The 14,804-nt window shown below is 41.0% G+C and carries 13 protein-coding genes; 8 read left to right on the forward strand and 5 right to left on the reverse strand.

Annotation, left to right across the window (positions count from 1 at the left end; genetic code table 11):
• Positions 1–3 precede the first annotated feature (3 nt).
• Complete coding sequence (gene metB / locus I6F41_RS03160; RefSeq protein WP_011329367.1) at positions 4–1,242, reverse strand: cystathionine gamma-synthase; 1,239 nt, start codon at positions 1,240–1,242, stop codon at positions 4–6.
• A gap of 199 nt (positions 1,243–1,441) precedes the next feature.
• Here metB and metJ point away from each other — a divergent pair, with 199 nt between their 5' ends.
• A complete protein-coding gene (metJ, locus tag I6F41_RS03165) occupies positions 1,442–1,762 on the forward strand; it encodes a met regulon transcriptional regulator MetJ (protein WP_006793094.1) in 321 nt (106 codons plus the stop codon).
• Between the two features lie 98 nt (positions 1,763–1,860).
• Here metJ and I6F41_RS03170 read toward each other — a convergent pair whose 3' ends face one another.
• Positions 1,861–3,102: a malic enzyme-like NAD(P)-binding protein gene (locus I6F41_RS03170; RefSeq protein WP_011329368.1), complete on the reverse strand. Its 1,242-nt coding sequence runs from the start codon at positions 3,100–3,102 to the stop codon at positions 1,861–1,863.
• Between the two features lie 544 nt (positions 3,103–3,646).
• The gene (rpmE, locus tag I6F41_RS03175; RefSeq protein ID WP_011329369.1) at positions 3,647–3,862 is read right to left on the reverse strand and encodes a 50S ribosomal protein L31; all 216 of its coding nucleotides are present in this window, start codon (positions 3,860–3,862) and stop codon (positions 3,647–3,649) included.
• Positions 3,863–4,118: 256 nt separating this feature from the next.
• Here rpmE and priA point away from each other — a divergent pair, with 256 nt between their 5' ends.
• The 5 genes from priA to I6F41_RS03200 all read left to right on the forward strand — a co-directional run bounded on the left by priA (position 4,119) and on the right by I6F41_RS03200 (position 9,233).
• On the forward strand, positions 4,119–6,305 hold the full coding sequence (gene priA / locus I6F41_RS03180; protein WP_182683865.1) for a primosomal protein N': 2,187 nt from the start codon (positions 4,119–4,121) through the stop codon (positions 6,303–6,305).
• Positions 6,306–6,325: 20 nt separating this feature from the next.
• Positions 6,326–6,853 (forward strand): SPOR domain-containing protein, encoded by a 528-nt coding sequence (locus I6F41_RS03185; RefSeq protein ID WP_011329372.1) that lies wholly within the window; start codon positions 6,326–6,328, stop codon positions 6,851–6,853.
• A 79-nt stretch (positions 6,854–6,932) separates the two neighbouring features.
• Positions 6,933–7,451, forward strand: a complete 519-nt coding sequence (hslV, locus tag I6F41_RS03190; protein WP_011329373.1) for an ATP-dependent protease subunit HslV — start codon at positions 6,933–6,935, stop codon at positions 7,449–7,451.
• Positions 7,452–7,462: 11 nt separating this feature from the next.
• Entirely contained in the window at positions 7,463–8,791 is a 1,329-nt protein-coding gene (hslU, locus tag I6F41_RS03195) for an HslU--HslV peptidase ATPase subunit (RefSeq protein ID WP_011329374.1), read from the forward strand.
• 67 nt (positions 8,792–8,858) lie between these two features.
• Positions 8,859–9,233 (forward strand): gamma-butyrobetaine hydroxylase-like domain-containing protein, encoded by a 375-nt coding sequence (locus tag I6F41_RS03200; protein ID WP_011329375.1) that lies wholly within the window; start codon positions 8,859–8,861, stop codon positions 9,231–9,233.
• Positions 9,234–9,260: 27 nt separating this feature from the next.
• On the opposite strand, the gene I6F41_RS03205 is transcribed toward I6F41_RS03200, so the two are convergent.
• Positions 9,261–11,141, reverse strand: a complete 1,881-nt coding sequence (locus I6F41_RS03205) for a methyl-accepting chemotaxis protein (protein WP_182683864.1) — start codon at positions 11,139–11,141, stop codon at positions 9,261–9,263.
• Positions 11,142–11,475: 334 nt separating this feature from the next.
• On the opposite strand from I6F41_RS03205, the gene rraA reads away from it, so the two are divergent.
• Together rraA and I6F41_RS03215 are read left to right on the forward strand one after the other, a co-directional pair.
• Positions 11,476–11,973: a ribonuclease E activity regulator RraA gene (gene rraA / locus I6F41_RS03210; RefSeq protein ID WP_011329377.1), complete on the forward strand. Its 498-nt coding sequence runs from the start codon at positions 11,476–11,478 to the stop codon at positions 11,971–11,973.
• Position 11,974: 1 nt separating this feature from the next.
• Entirely contained in the window at positions 11,975–13,024 is a 1,050-nt protein-coding gene (locus I6F41_RS03215) for a formimidoylglutamase (protein WP_182683863.1), read from the forward strand.
• Here I6F41_RS03215 and I6F41_RS03220 read toward each other — a convergent pair.
• Positions 13,021–14,790: an EAL domain-containing protein gene (locus I6F41_RS03220; RefSeq protein ID WP_442960619.1), complete on the reverse strand. Its 1,770-nt coding sequence runs from the start codon at positions 14,788–14,790 to the stop codon at positions 13,021–13,023. The two genes, I6F41_RS03215 and I6F41_RS03220, sit on opposite strands and share 4 nt — an antisense overlap.
• Between the last annotated feature and the right edge of the window lie 14 nt (positions 14,791–14,804).

The raw sequence follows: 14,804 nt of genomic DNA on the forward strand, positions 1-14,804 counted from the left end.
TAATTACCACAACGCCGGGTGAGCAGCGCTCAATTTAACATTACTACTTGCGCTAGCACCTGCTTTACCTGCGTTATTGTGCTGACCTGGTTGCACTAAATTAAATACCCGATCAAAGTCTGCTAATAAATCTGCTACATCTTCAATACCTACCGACACACGAATAAGCGTATCGCCAACGCCAGCGGCTAAACGAGCCTCGGCTTCCATTCCTGCATGCGTCATTGTTGCTGGGTGGCATATTAAGCTCTCTACGCCACCTAAAGATTCAGCTAAGCTAAATGTTTTAAGGTTTGTTAAAAATGCAGCTGCGTCATTTACATCACCTTTAATGTCAAAACTAACCATGCCACCAAAACCAAGTTGCTGTGCTTTAGCCAATTCATGTTGTGGATGCGACTCTAGCCCCGGGTAATATACTTGGCTAACAAATTTTGAGCTTTCAAGGTACTTAGCAATAGCTAAGGCATTTTCTTGATGCTGCCGTAAGCGTACATTTAAAGTACGCAAGCCACGCAAAGTTAAGTAACTATCAAACGGTGCCCCCGTTATACCAATATTATTTGCCCACCAAGCCAGTTCTTCACCTAGTTCGTCAGTTGCAGCAATAACCGCACCGCCAACCACGTCTGAGTGGCCATTTATGTACTTAGTGGTTGAGTGCACCACAATATCAACGCCAAATTTAATCGGGTTTTGTAATGCAGGCGATAAAAAAGTGTTATCTGCGGCTACCAAAGCACCGCATTGTTTCGCAATATCGGTTACTGCTTTAATATCAGTTAAACGTAAAATAGGGTTACTAGGGGTTTCTATCCAAATTAACTTAGGTTTGATTACTAAAATTTGCTGCAAACTTTCTGGTTTAGTTAAATCTAACACTTCGAGTTTTAATAGGCCGCGCTTTTGTAATGAGGTAAATAAGCGATAGCTGCCGCCATAACAATCATGGGGGATCACTAACGTATCGTCACTATTAAGCAGCTGAGTGGCTAAATGTACGGCAGCCATTCCTGTTGCAGTAATAATGCCGCGAGCACCACCTTCGAGTTCGCTGAGTGCTTGGGCTAAAGTATCACGATTTGGATTACCACTGCGGCCATAGTCATATTGACGTTTTGTATCAAAGTCGGCAAACGAATAAGTGGTTGATAAATACAGCGGAGGCACAACCGCGCCATGGTGCTTATCAGCATCGACACCACTGCGAACTGCAATTGTCGCTTTATTTTTTTCACTCATATTTATTACCTGCTTTATTTAGATGTTTAGACGTCTAAAACAGTAATTCATTCAACTTAAGAAGTCAAAACATTTAAACACCTAGCCATCTGTGCAACAAGTATTTGACTAATTTGTTTAAATCGATAGAATTTCACGCATATTCGCGCTATTTTTTAGTAGGGTGAGCAATTAATAATCTGAGGCAACGATACATCTTATGGCAAAATGGAATGGCGAGTATATTCACCCATACGCAGAACACGGGAAAAAATCAGAGCAAGTTAAAAAGATCACCGTTTCGATCCCGCTAAATGTATTAAAAGTACTAACCGATGAACGCACCCGTAGGCAAATTAATAACTTACGCCATGCAACTAATAGCGAGCTATTATGTGAAGCATTTTTGCATGCGTTTACTGGGCAACCGTTACCTAACGATGATGATTTACGTAAAGATAACGCCGAAAAAGTGCCTGAAGAAGTGAAAAAAATAATGCAAGAAATGGGCTTAGAAGTTCCTGTTTTAAACGAAGACTAAACAGCGGCTTTTAAACAAAAAAACCTCAGCCATGCTGAGGTTTTTTTATGGCTATAAATTACACTGAAGTAACTTAATACCGAGCAACATAATGCTGCTTATTCCATATAGTTTGCTGGCAGCTCTATTTGCGCTACGCCTGAAGCAATGGCTGCTAATGCAACTGCTTTAGCAATACGCGGCAATAAACGCGGGTCCATAGGCTTAGGAATAATATACTCTGCACCAAACGCTAGCTTATCGACACCGGCAGCTTTTAGTACTTCTGGTGGAACCGGCTCTTTGGCAATACTACGAATAGCTTCAACTGCTGCAATTTTCATTTCATCGTTAATTTCACTAGCACGCACATCAAGTGCACCACGGAAAATAAACGGAAAACACAACACGTTATTAACTTGGTTAGGGTAATCTGAGCGCCCTGTTGCCATAATTAAATCGCTTCGTGCGCCGTGTGCCAGTGCCGGATCAATCTCTGGATCTGGGTTCGAACAAGCAAATACGACTGGCTTTGCTGCCATTAATTTTAAATCATCGGCCGATAATAAGTTAGGGCCCGACACACCAACAAATACGTCAGCATCTTCAATTACATCTTGTAATGTACGCTTATCGGTATTGTTAGCAAATAACTGTTTGTACTCGTTTAAATCATCACGGCGAGTGTGAATAACACCTTTACGATCAAGCATATAAATATGTTCACGCAGTGCACCACACTTAATTAATAACTCCATACAAGCAATCGCTGCAGCGCCGGCACCTAAACATACAATAACTGCATCTTCAATATCTTTGCCTTGCACTTCCAGCGCATTTATCATGCCTGCAGCCGTTACAATAGCCGTGCCGTGCTGATCATCATGAAAAACAGGAATACTACAGCGTTCAATAAGCGCCTTTTCAATTTCAAAACACTCTGGTGCTTTAATATCTTCAAGGTTAATACCGCCAAAAGTATCAGCAATATTAGCCACAGTATTTATAAAGTCTTCGGTGGTGCGGTGTTTTACTTCAATATCAATTGAGTCAATGCCTGCAAAACGTTTAAACAACAACGCCTTGCCTTCCATTACCGGTTTTGACGCTAAAGGCCCTAAATTTCCTAAACCTAAAATAGCAGTACCATTGGTGATCACTGCAACCAAATTACCTTTACCTGTGTACTTATAGGCATTTACAGGGTCAGCAGCAATTTCACGCACCGGCTCAGCTACACCGGGGCTATAAGCTAAAGCGAGATCATGAGCCGTTTCTGCAGGCTTGGTTAGCTCAATGCTGATTTTACCTGGAACGGGGTGAGAGTGATAATGTAGTGCTTGTTCACGAAAGTCCGACATAACGCGATTATATCCTGCAATTTAAGTTAAAGTGAGAGGGAGTAAAGCGACACTTAACATGCCTTAAAGTACGATACCCTTATTATTTTTAAATTCCAAGCAATATCAGGTCTATCCTGTTATATGCTAGATCTGTTAATTTTAAGCGAATTTTCAGCAACTTCGATAAAAACATCGCTACTTTTCATAAATATAAATTGTGCTAAAAGGCACTTTTCAAGCTTATTTTAGTTAAAAGTATTATTCACAAAACAGCGTTTTTAAAATGTGAATAAAATCAGCTAAAAGCGATTATTTATTCTGCTTTAACAACACATAGCTTCATGTTGGCTACTTTTAGAAACCGAGTTTAAAATTTAGCTATTAAAAATATAGAGAATATTAGGTCATTTGTCTGCAAAGGTTTATGCATACCGAGAATAAGAACAGGAAATAGTTATGCAAAAGCAATAAACTTAAAACTAGCGAGGTTAGGGGGAAGTTAGAGGATTTTTAGGCATAAAAAAAGCATCCTAAGATGCTTTTTTTAACTAAATAGCAATAATTACTTTTTGCTACCAAGTGCACCGAAACGCTTGTTGAAACGATCAACACGTCCGCCAGTGTCTAAAATCTTTTGCTTACCAGTGTAAAACGGGTGACACGCAGAACAAACGTCTAGGTGAATATTTTTACACAGAGTAGAGCTAGTTTCGAATTCGTTTCCACATGAACAAGTTGCAGAAATTACTTCGTACTTAGGGTGAATACCTTCTTTCATAGAAACCTCTAGTTAAGGCCGCATCGCTCTCCAAACCCGGAGTCTGGCACCATACGTCGTTAAAACAAATTTATTGGTGGCGGATTTTATCCAACAACCATCAAGCACACAAGCATTAATTAGTATTTTTGCTAAAAAAACAACCATTTTGAGTAAACAAGGTTATTTGGTAGTAGGTTTTTAGCTGTATTTTTAGTACATTAGGGCCAAGTATTAGCACGCCCTCCCCCATTATTTTTTTAACAGTTGAGTTACTATGTATTTTGTTGAAGTTGCTATAAAAGTTCCACTACCGCGCACCTTTGATTATAAAGTAGATAGCCAGCTTGGTGAAGCTTCTGCGCCATTAAAACCCGGAATGCGGGTGTTAGTACCCTTTGGTAATCAACGTAAAGTAGCCGTGGTTTTAGCGCTTAAAACAACAACCGAAGTGCCTGAAAACAAAATAAAGGCAATTTTTGAAATTATCGACGATACGCCAATTTTATCTGCAGAGCACATAGAGTTACTGCGCTTTACTGCCCGTTATTATTACTACCCGCTGGGTGAAACCATTCATATTGCATTGCCAAGCGCACTACGCCAAGGCGAATCGCCTGATAAAACCAGCATTAATATGGTAGCCCTAACGGAAAAAGGCGCGCTGCTGCCGTCATTAAAAGCTAAGACTCAACTTAATTTACTAAAGCAGCTATCGCAATCAGGCAAGTCGTCATTAACCGAGTTAAAAGCTTTGGGCTTTAGTAAAAAAACCATTGATAGCTTAATAGATAAGGCACTCATAACGCAGTCAATTGAGCATGATAACCACTGGCAAAGTGTAGCCCCAACAGTGGGTAGCAAACCAACACTTAACAAAGAGCAAGCGGTTGCCTGCACCACAATTAATCAAAGCAGCGGTTTTAGCAGCTTTTTATTAGAAGGTGTAACCGGTAGCGGCAAAACAGAAGTGTACTTACAATGTTTAGAAGAAGTACTAAAGCGCGGCGAACAAGCACTAGTATTAGTGCCCGAAATAGGCTTAACCCCGCAAACCGTTAACCGCTTTCGCCGCCGCTTTCCCGACACCCCCATTATGCTTTGGCATTCAGCTTTAACCGATAATGAACGCTTACAAACCTGGCGTTTTTGCGAAAAAGCCAGCTGCGCCATAGTAATAGGCACACGTTCGAGTATTTTTCTGCCATTTTTAAAGCTCGGCATGATAGTGGTTGATGAAGAACATGACTCGTCTTTTAAACAGCAAGACACGCTGCGCTACCATGCCCGTGATTTAGCTGCGTATCGTGCATATCAGCATAAAATTCCGCTTATATTAGGCAGTGCAACACCGGCACTCGAAACCCTGCACAAAGCAATTAATAATAAATACCAACTACTGAGCCTTACTGAGCGCGCGCAAACCGCTACCGATAACCAATTTAAATTACTCGATATGAAAGGCCAGCCCGACCAAGCAGGCATTGCCCATGCCAGCCTTGCTACCATGCGCCAACATTTAAAACGTGGCAAACAAGTGATGGTGTTTTTAAATCGTCGTGGATTTTCGCCCACGTTAATTTGCCATGAATGTGGCTGGTTAAGCGAATGCAAGCGTTGCAGCACCAGTGCCACTTTTCATAAAGCTATTGGGCAAATGATTTGCCATCACTGTGGCGATCAATATCATGTTCCACACCAATGCCCCGACTGCGGTAGCACGCAAATTTTTCCTAATGGTAAAGGCACTGAGCAAATAGAAGAGTTTTTATCGAGTGAATTTCCACAAACCCCTGTTACACGTATCGACCGCGACTCTACTCGTCGTAAAGGCAGCCTTGAAAAAGCACTGGATGAAATAAACCTAGGCGGCGCGCGCATTTTAGTGGGCACGCAAATGTTGGCTAAAGGGCATCACTTTGCCGATGTAAGTTTAGTGGTTATTTTAGACGTAGACAGCGGCTTATACTCCTGTGATTTTAGAGCAACTGAGCATTTAGCCCAACTTGTTACGCAAGTGGCCGGGCGTGCTGGGCGCTCAGGTGAGGCAGGCCAAGTGTTATTGCAAACACATTTTCCTGAGCACCCACTATTACAAGATTTGGTTAATAATGGTTATCAGGATTTTGCTCGCTTTGCACTGCGTGAACGTGAAGATGCAGACCTACCACCAATCACAAATATGGCCATTGTTCGCGCCCAAGGACACAATATAAAACAAGTCGTCGATTTTTTGACAGATTTGGTTCCAGTAAGCGGGGTAACTGGTATACAATTGCTCGGTCCAATACCTGCTCCTCTTGAAAAAGTAGCAGGTATGTATCGTTTTCAATTACACATTCAAGCGCAAGATCGCCGCGTATTGCACCAATATCTTGCGCAAATGGTTGATTATCTAAGCACTAGCAAACTTGCACAAAAAGTACGCTGGAGCCTAGACGTAGACCCTATAGACATGATTTAGGTTAAGGCCAAAATAAAGCTATGGCACAGCACGATTACATTAACAAAAAACCAGCAAACCGCAAAAAAGCGAAATCAGCGCCCGCTAAAAAACCCTTTCCAATACTGTTAGTTTTAATTGTTACTTTATTGGTGGCAGGTTTTGCTTATGGCTTATGGTTTATTAAAAATAACGCCGATCCTGAGCTAGTTGAAAAACAAGCTAACCCTGTACCTACAACTCCTGTAGAAGTTGTTGTACCACGTACGCCTGCGTTTATTAAAGAAATTAGAAACCACGAAATTCAGGTTGAAGTAAAAGAACTTGAACAAAAAGGCCCTTACGTTATGCAATGCGGTTCGTTTAGAACCTACCCGCAGGCTGAATCGCTAAAAGCTAAAATAGCCTTTGCAGGGCTTATTTCTGAAATAAAAGAGACCACAGGCAGCAGTGGCATTTGGTATAAAGTACGCTTAGGCCCCTATAAAACCAAGCGCCAAGCTGAGAGCGATAAAAATAAACTTAAACGTGTAAAAATAGTCGGCTGCGGAATTTGGGGCTGGACTTGAAAATAAACCATTCACCCATATAACCTCTTCATAATCGTTTTTTACGAGTTGCCCCTGCAGCTCGATGATGAGGAATAATATGACTACTATCGTAAGTGTACGCCGCGGCAACAATGTTGTAATTGGCGGCGACGGCCAAGTTTCGCTTGGTAACACAGTAATGAAGGGCAATGCCCGTAAAGTTCGACGCCTCTATAATGGCAAAGTAATTGCTGGCTTTGCCGGCGGTACTGCTGATGCCTTCACCCTTTTCGAACGCTTTGAAAGCAAACTAGAAATGCACCAAGGTAACCTCACTAAAGCCGCGGTTGAAATGGCCAAAGACTGGCGTAGCGATCGCGCTTTGCGCAAGCTCGAAGCACTGCTTGCTGTAGCCGACGAAACAGCCTCTTTAATCATTACCGGTAATGGTGATGTAGTACAGCCAGAAAATGACTTAATTGCCATTGGCAGTGGCGGTAACTTTGCCCAATCGGCAGCAACTGCCTTACTGGAAAACACCGATTTAAGTGCTCGCGAAATAGTAGAAAAAAGCCTAACCATTGCAGGCAATATCTGCGTATTCACTAACGACTTTCAAACTATCGAAGAATTGTAACAGGAACCGCTATGTCTGCTATGACCCCAAGAGAAATTGTTCACGAGCTAGATCAGCACATTATTGGTCAAGCAAAAGCTAAAAAAGCCGTTGCTATTGCACTGCGTAACCGCTGGCGCCGGATGCAGCTAAGTGATGATTTACGTAATGAAGTAACACCTAAAAATATTTTAATGATTGGCCCAACGGGTGTTGGTAAAACCGAAATTGCGCGCCGTTTAGCTAAGCTTGCTAACGCGCCATTTATTAAAGTAGAAGCAACTAAATTCACCGAAATTGGCTATGTTGGTAAGGAAGTTGAAACCATCATCCGCGATTTAGTCGATGTTGCGATTAAAATGACGCGTGAGCAACAAACTAAAAAGTTTAAGCATCGCGCTGAAGAAGCAGCCGAAGAGCGTATTTTAGATGCGCTTTTACCACCAGCTAAAGATCAATATGGCGAAAGCCAACGCGATGACAGCTCTTCAACTCGTCAAACGTTTCGTAAAAAGCTACGTGAAGGCCAATTAGATGACAAAGAAATCGAAATTGATTTAGCTCAAGCACAACCAAACGTAGAAATTATGGCCCCCCCTGGTATGGAAGATATGACCAACCAGTTGCAAAGCATGTTTCAAAACATGGGTGGCGATAAGCGCACTAAGCGTAAGTTAAAAATTAAAGAAGCCTTTAAATTATTAAGTGAAGAAGAAGCCGCTAAGCTAGTTAATCCTGAAGAACTAAAAGAGCAGGCTATTTTTGCAGTTGAACAAAATGGTATTGTATTTATTGATGAAATAGACAAAATTTGTAAACGCGGTGACTCATCAGGTCCAGACGTTAGTCGTGAAGGCGTACAGCGAGACTTACTACCATTAATTGAAGGTTGTACGGTTAGCACTAAGCACGGCATGGTAAAAACTGACCATATGCTATTTATTGCTTCGGGCGCATTTCAAATGGCTAAGCCATCAGACATGATCCCTGAGCTACAAGGTCGCCTTCCTATTCGTGTAGAGCTTGAAGCACTTACTGCTGATGACTTTAAACGTATTTTAACAGAGCCGCATGCATCGCTTACCGAGCAGCAGCGTGAACTGCTTAAAACTGAGCAAGTTACTATTGAATTTAGTGATGATGCAATTGAGCGCATTGCTAAAGCCGCTTGGCAAGTTAACGAAAAAACCGAAAACATCGGTGCTCGTCGCTTACATACGGTAATGGAAAAACTAATGGAAGAAATTTCATATGACGCTTCAGAGCAAGCCGGAACATCACTGGTAGTTGACGCCGCTTATGTTGAAAAACACTTAGGTGCGCTGGTTGAAGATGAAGATTTAAGCCGCTACATTCTTTAATTAAAATTAGCTGCATAAACAGTTATACTAAAAGCCTCCGCACTGGGGGCTTTTTAATGAGATAAAAATGAAACACGTAACAAAAGTACATTACCACAGCGTTAGCAAAAATTTAGATGTTTACTTTGATGATGACAGCCAAGCCGTATTTAGTTGTGAATTTTTACGTGTGCACTCTCCTTCTGCAGAAGTGCAAGGACATGGCTCAGGGCCAATGAAATTAGTATTCAATAAACAATCCGTTGGTATTAAAAACATTGCTCATGTTGGTCATTACGCACTGCGTTTAGATTTTGACGATGGCCACAATAGCGGGTTATTTAGCTGGCAATATTTTGCAAAACTACAGGCGCAGCAAGCGACTCTATGGGATGAGTATTTAAAGCGGGTTAGTGAGCACAATAACTCTAAAGACAGCGTACCCATAAAGTTTATTCCTTAAACTATACGGGTACTTTATTGCTAAGTTTTAAACCTTAAATTTGTCAATTGCAGCAAAAAGCACTCGTGCTTGCGCTGATACTTCTTCGCTTGTTTGCGCATTGTTAGCAGCGTGCCCTGAGGTGTTTCTGGCAATATCACGAATACTCACCACATTTTTATTTACTTCAGATGCTACTTGGCTTTGTTGATCAATTGCCACAGCAATTTGTGTGCTCATTTCCATAATCGTTTGCACATCTTCGGTTATTGCTCCGAGTAACTCACCAGCTCTATTTGCTTGCGATGCACTTTCATCACCTTGTGAGCGGCACTGATGCATAATACTCACCACTTCTTGAGTGCGCTGTTGTAGAGTATTTATTATACCTTCTATTTCACTTGTAGATTCTTGTGTTCGTTGAGCCAATGAGCGCACTTCATCTGCAACTACAGCAAACCCTCTGCCTTGCTCACCCGCTCTAGCGGCTTCAATAGCAGCGTTTAACGCTAACAAGTTAGTTTGATCGGCAATCGCACGAATAACATCAAGCACAGAGCCTATTGTTTCACCGTCTTTTTCTAATAAAGAAACGACACTTGACGCATGCTCTAAAGAGTCAGACAACCCTCTAATATGCGCGACGGTTGACTCAACCTCACTACGACCTTGTTGCGCACTTAAATTAGTTGATTCTGCTTTTTTAGCAGCAGCTTCGGTATTATGTGAAATATCTTGAATGGTCGCCTGCATTTCGGTCGCTGCAGTGGCTACCATATCGGCTTCATGTAATTGTTCTTGCATACCCGAGCTGGTTGCGGCGGTACTTTCTGATAAATTTTCAGTCGCGATATTTAACGCATTTAAAGCCCCATTCACCTCATTTATAAGGTTATTAAAGTCACCAATTAAACTATTAAAATCTTTCGACATAATCGTAATTTCGTCATTGCCAATTTGCTCAATGGTTACTGTTAAATCATTATTGCGTCGAATCTTGTTTATAGATTGGTAAATACGCTCTACAGGTACAATGATAGAGCGACTGGTTAAGTAAACCAGGGTTAAAACTATAATACCCGATATAATAAACACCATAATAGCGACCGACTGTGCTTTAGCTATACTGGCTTCAACTTGCAATTTAGTATCTGCTACTAACTGCATTACCAACTGATCACTTTGCTCTACACTTTGTTGCATGCGCCCAAGTGCGCCAGAGTCTAGATCAACACCTAATTCAAGCTGCGCTTTTACCAATGTTTGAAAAGCACTTTGATAATTAGACAGTAGGTTTTTTAAATTACTTTTAATGTTTTGACTTAGTGATGAGCTCGTTATTTTTTGCTGTAACGTATCAACATGATCTTGAAAACTTGCTAAATATTTTTCATCCAAACGTAACATAAAGTCTTTTTCGGCACGTCTTAGCTGTAGCATTAGGGTCAATAGCTGGTATTCATCTTGTTGATTGAGCAAACCTTCTACTTCATGTACAGCACTTCGCAGCTGCCCATAAAGCCCATCGTCTTGATGTAAGCCAATCCTTTTTTGCAGTCGCACAACCTCATTAAAATCACTATAAAAGCTTTTTATTAAACGCATATAGAGAGTTATCTGCTGTGTATCAATCTCTGAATCTTGCATTTGCGATTGTAATTGAATTATTTGTTTATTTAACTGTGCGTATTCTTGTTCAAATAATGAGAGTGCTTGTGGCTGTTTATAAAACAAAAAGGTTTTTTCATGTGCACTTAACTGCAACTGATGAATGTTTAACTGCTCGGCCTGTTGCGTGATGTTAGTTAACTTTAACGTGGTTTGTGAACCTGTGATAATTACATATAAAAAAGCCAGCATGGCCAAAGCAACAGTTAAAGCATTTAGCTGTAAACGCCGCTTAATGGTCAAGTTTTGCAAAACAATCATTGTTACACCTTTAAAAATTTAATGAGCAACTCTGTTACTTACACTTAAATAACTTAAGCTTTTAACAAAGAAAGAAATACCGAAAAACACTAAAACACCTGCACTGCTGAGCACTTTTTAAAGTGACGTTATTTAGCTTAATTAACCGCGCAATTATTTAGTTGCGGATTATATGCCAGCAATAACTTAAGGCCTATACATTGTATAGGCCAATGATTACAAATTATTTATTAGCCGCCTATTTTGCCTAAATTTACTGCGATTAAGTCGTTGTTATTGCATATAAGGAGGGTATACTGAAGCATAAACTAATGTATCTTTTGAGGATAAAATAATGGATTACAGCACTTCTGACTTATGTGACCACTTTGCCGATGTGGTTGACGTGCTTGAACCTATGTTCATCAACTTTGGTGGCCGACACAGCTTTGGTGGCCGCATTAAAACGGTTAAATGTTTTGAAAATAATGAACTTATCCGTGAATTACTTTCTCAAGATGGTACAGACCTAGTGCTACTTATTGACGGTGGTGGCTCTACTCGTCGTGCGCTTATCGATATTGAACTGGCCGAACTTGCACTTGAAAACAACTGGCAAGGTATTATTGTTTACGGGGCTGTACGCCACGTAGACGAAATTGAAGAGCTTGATTTAGGCATTCAAGCTATTGCCTCTATTCCGGTTGCAGCAGATAGCCAAGGCGCAGGCGAAGACGGCATTGGGGTTAACTTTGCTGGCGTATCGTTTTTTGATGATGACTTTATTTATGCCGACAGCACCGGCATTGTATTATCTGCAGAAGAGCTAGAACTGGAAATCGTAGAAATATAACGTGGCGCACTATTTAAACGTTTACGATGAAAGCGCGGTTAAGTCGTTTTGCACTAGTCGCGCTAACGAAACCAAAGTATGGCAGTCAATGTCATTACTCGATACCGACGTAAATATACAACAAGCGCTTAGCGATGCCGCACAATTTGGCATGCGCTACGTGTTACTGGGTATTTGTGAAGATATTGGCCCAAAAGCAAACTTAGGAGCCGGGGGTGCAGAGCAAGCATGGCCGGCTTTTTTACAACGTTTTTTAAACCAGCCTTATAATCAATTTATTGCCACGCAAAAAGTACTGTTACTTGGCGAAGTGCACACCGCTGACTTAATGGCGCAAAGCGCTCTACTCGACAACCAAAACCCTGCCCATTTAACACAGTTGCGTGAGTTATGTGAGCAACTTGATCAACGCGTAGAAGCTATATTAAGTTTAATATTTAAAGCGGGACTTGAACCCATTGTTATTGGTGGTGGCCATAATAATTGCTTAGGTATTATAAAAGCGTTAGCTAAGTATAAAAACACCGCTATTAACGCTATAAATTTTGATCCCCACGCCGACTTTCGAGAATGCGAAGGCCGCCACAGTGGTAATGGCTTTAGCTATGCGTACAGCGCGCAGTGTTTAAAAAGTTACCATGTTATTGGCTTGCACGAGCTAAAAAACAATCAAGCTATTATAGATGCGTTAGCCGCTGCTAATTTTACTTTTAATAGCTATCAGTCAATCGCCGTTAAACGTGAAATTAATCTAACTCAAGCAGTGAGCAATGCGCTGGAGAGTTTTGATGCAGCGCCTCTAGGTGTTGAGGTTGATTTAGATAGCATTGCATTTATGCCTGTAAGTGCTTATACCTGTAGTGGTTTTAGCGTAAGTGACGCTGAGCACTTTGTACATTTAGCTGCAAGCAACCGCCACTCTCACTACTTACACTTATGCGAAGCAGCTCCTATTCAACATCCCAGCGGGATTAAAGCCGGTAAAGTGCATTGCGGACAAGTTATTAGCGCACTAGTGAATAGTTACCTGCAAGCCAAAGAGTGTGCTTAATTACTTTGCTGCTGCGCTAATTGCCACTGCTTTAACCAGCTCATTAAACCAACACTGCTTAATGGGTGGCCAAAATAATAGCCTTGTGCTGCATAGCCTTTTAGGCTTTTTACAAATTTAAGCTGATCTAGGGTTTCAACCCCTTCAAAAATAACCTTAGTACTTTGTTGATTATGCATTTGCACCATACCAACAACTAGGCTGCGAATATTGTTTTGATTACTAAAATCAGCAGTTAATGCTGGCGCGACTTTAATGTATTCTACCGCTAAACTAGGTAACTTAGAGAGCGAAACGGGGTTATCGCCCAAACCATCAACACACACTTTTAAGCCTATATTATTAAGCCGCGCAATCATGGCTCGCCCTTTGTCATCTAGGTTAGTAAAAATATGTAGCGGGCACTCAACAATTAAATCGCCAGGCCTTAAGTTATGCTCTTTCATAGCACTCGTTACAAATTCTACAAACTCTTCATTGAGCATTTCAGGGCCAAATACATTAATGCTCAATGGCACTGCAAAGCCCTCCATACGCAATGCCATTGCAAGTTCAGCAGCGCGCTCTATAACAAATATAGCCAGTGGGTAAGCAAGCCCTGCAATTCTAATATCATCAATAAAACGACTCGCTGAAAGTATGCCTTGCTTAGGATGCTGCCAACGCAGTAATAGTTCTAAAAACTCAATTTGGCCATTATCATTTACAATAACCGGCTGAAAATACAGCTCGAACTCATTGGTGAAATCAATTTCTGCAAGCTCTTTTAATCGTGCTTGCTGCTCTAACTGCTCGATCATCATTTGTTGATGATAAGCAACCACCTGTTGTTTTGGCTGGCTATCAAGTGCTAAATAAGCCGATTTAATTAAATTATCAAAGTCTTCATCTTGCTCATTACAATGCACATAGCTTGCTCTTGCGGTCACTTCTATAGTGCAGTTAGCCACATTAAAAGGTTTAAGTGTAGCGCCAAATGTTTCGGTAATTATTTTTTCATGCAAGTGTTTATGGCTGGCTAAGTTACAAATAAAGGCAAAATTAAGCCCTCCTAAATGGGCTAGCTTTTCATCGTCCTCTAACGATACAATGCCATCATTATTGAGTAATTCTTTTATTCTATTCGCCGACTGAGCAAGCAGTAAATCACCAAAATCACGCCCAATATGCTGATTAACTTGCTCAAAACCTTCTAAACGAAGAATTACCAACGCCCCTAGTGACGGTGCTTTATTACGCCACGTATTATAACCTTGACGTAATTTTTGTTTATCGGCAAAAGAGGCCAGCGGAGAGCTTTCGATGTAATGTTCAGGTGCTGCTTGCTGCTGCTTCAAGGGCGCTTGATTAAGTGTCTCATTATTAGTAATAAACCCAGTTAATGATAATAACAACACCGCACTAACAATCCAAAACAGTGCAATGCCAAACGCTGCAATGGCTATAAGTAATGCTATAAACAACACCGCAGCAAGTGCACTTAATATAATTAACAGCTTGTTTTTATGTACAATTGCATGCCACAAATTAAAGCCAAAACCTAATGCGAGTAAAGCGCTAAGCCATGCAGCACCACTGCTTAAAATAGCCAACCCTATTAACCCTGTGCATAAGTAGCTTAATCTAGATGCTGTATTTTTTACGCTCAGCAAGGTAGCGATCATCGCCATAAGTAAGGCGCCACTAAAAAAAACCGGCAAGCCACTGTCGCTAAGCAAGCTCAAATTAGCACTACTGGTACTGGCTAAAAAATTAAATAAAAGCATAAATATTAAGGCCT

This window comes from Pseudoalteromonas sp. SCQQ13 (genome assembly GCF_015864415.1).
Classification (GTDB): domain Bacteria; phylum Pseudomonadota; class Gammaproteobacteria; order Enterobacterales; family Alteromonadaceae; genus Pseudoalteromonas; species Pseudoalteromonas nigrifaciens.

What these genes read in the sequence shown, in the direction of transcription:
- metB (WP_011329367.1), bottom strand. Translation starts at nt 1,242, where the DNA reads ATGAGTGAAAAAAATAAAGCGACAATTGCAGTTCGCAGTGGTGTCGAT.
- metJ (WP_006793094.1), top strand. Translation starts at nt 1,442, where the DNA reads ATGGCAAAATGGAATGGCGAGTATATTCACCCATACGCAGAACACGGG.
- I6F41_RS03170 (WP_011329368.1), bottom strand. Translation starts at nt 3,102, where the DNA reads ATGTCGGACTTTCGTGAACAAGCACTACATTATCACTCTCACCCCGTT.
- rpmE (WP_011329369.1), bottom strand. Translation starts at nt 3,862, where the DNA reads ATGAAAGAAGGTATTCACCCTAAGTACGAAGTAATTTCTGCAACTTGT.
- priA (WP_182683865.1), top strand. Translation starts at nt 4,119, where the DNA reads ATGTATTTTGTTGAAGTTGCTATAAAAGTTCCACTACCGCGCACCTTT.
- I6F41_RS03185 (WP_011329372.1), top strand. Translation starts at nt 6,326, where the DNA reads ATGGCACAGCACGATTACATTAACAAAAAACCAGCAAACCGCAAAAAA.
- hslV (WP_011329373.1), top strand. Translation starts at nt 6,933, where the DNA reads ATGACTACTATCGTAAGTGTACGCCGCGGCAACAATGTTGTAATTGGC.
- hslU (WP_011329374.1), top strand. Translation starts at nt 7,463, where the DNA reads ATGTCTGCTATGACCCCAAGAGAAATTGTTCACGAGCTAGATCAGCAC.
- I6F41_RS03200 (WP_011329375.1), top strand. Translation starts at nt 8,859, where the DNA reads ATGAAACACGTAACAAAAGTACATTACCACAGCGTTAGCAAAAATTTA.
- I6F41_RS03205 (WP_182683864.1), bottom strand. Translation starts at nt 11,141, where the DNA reads ATGATTGTTTTGCAAAACTTGACCATTAAGCGGCGTTTACAGCTAAAT.
- rraA (WP_011329377.1), top strand. Translation starts at nt 11,476, where the DNA reads ATGGATTACAGCACTTCTGACTTATGTGACCACTTTGCCGATGTGGTT.
- I6F41_RS03220 (WP_442960619.1), bottom strand. Translation starts at nt 14,790, where the DNA reads ATGCTTTTATTTAATTTTTTAGCCAGTACCAGTAGTGCTAATTTGAGC.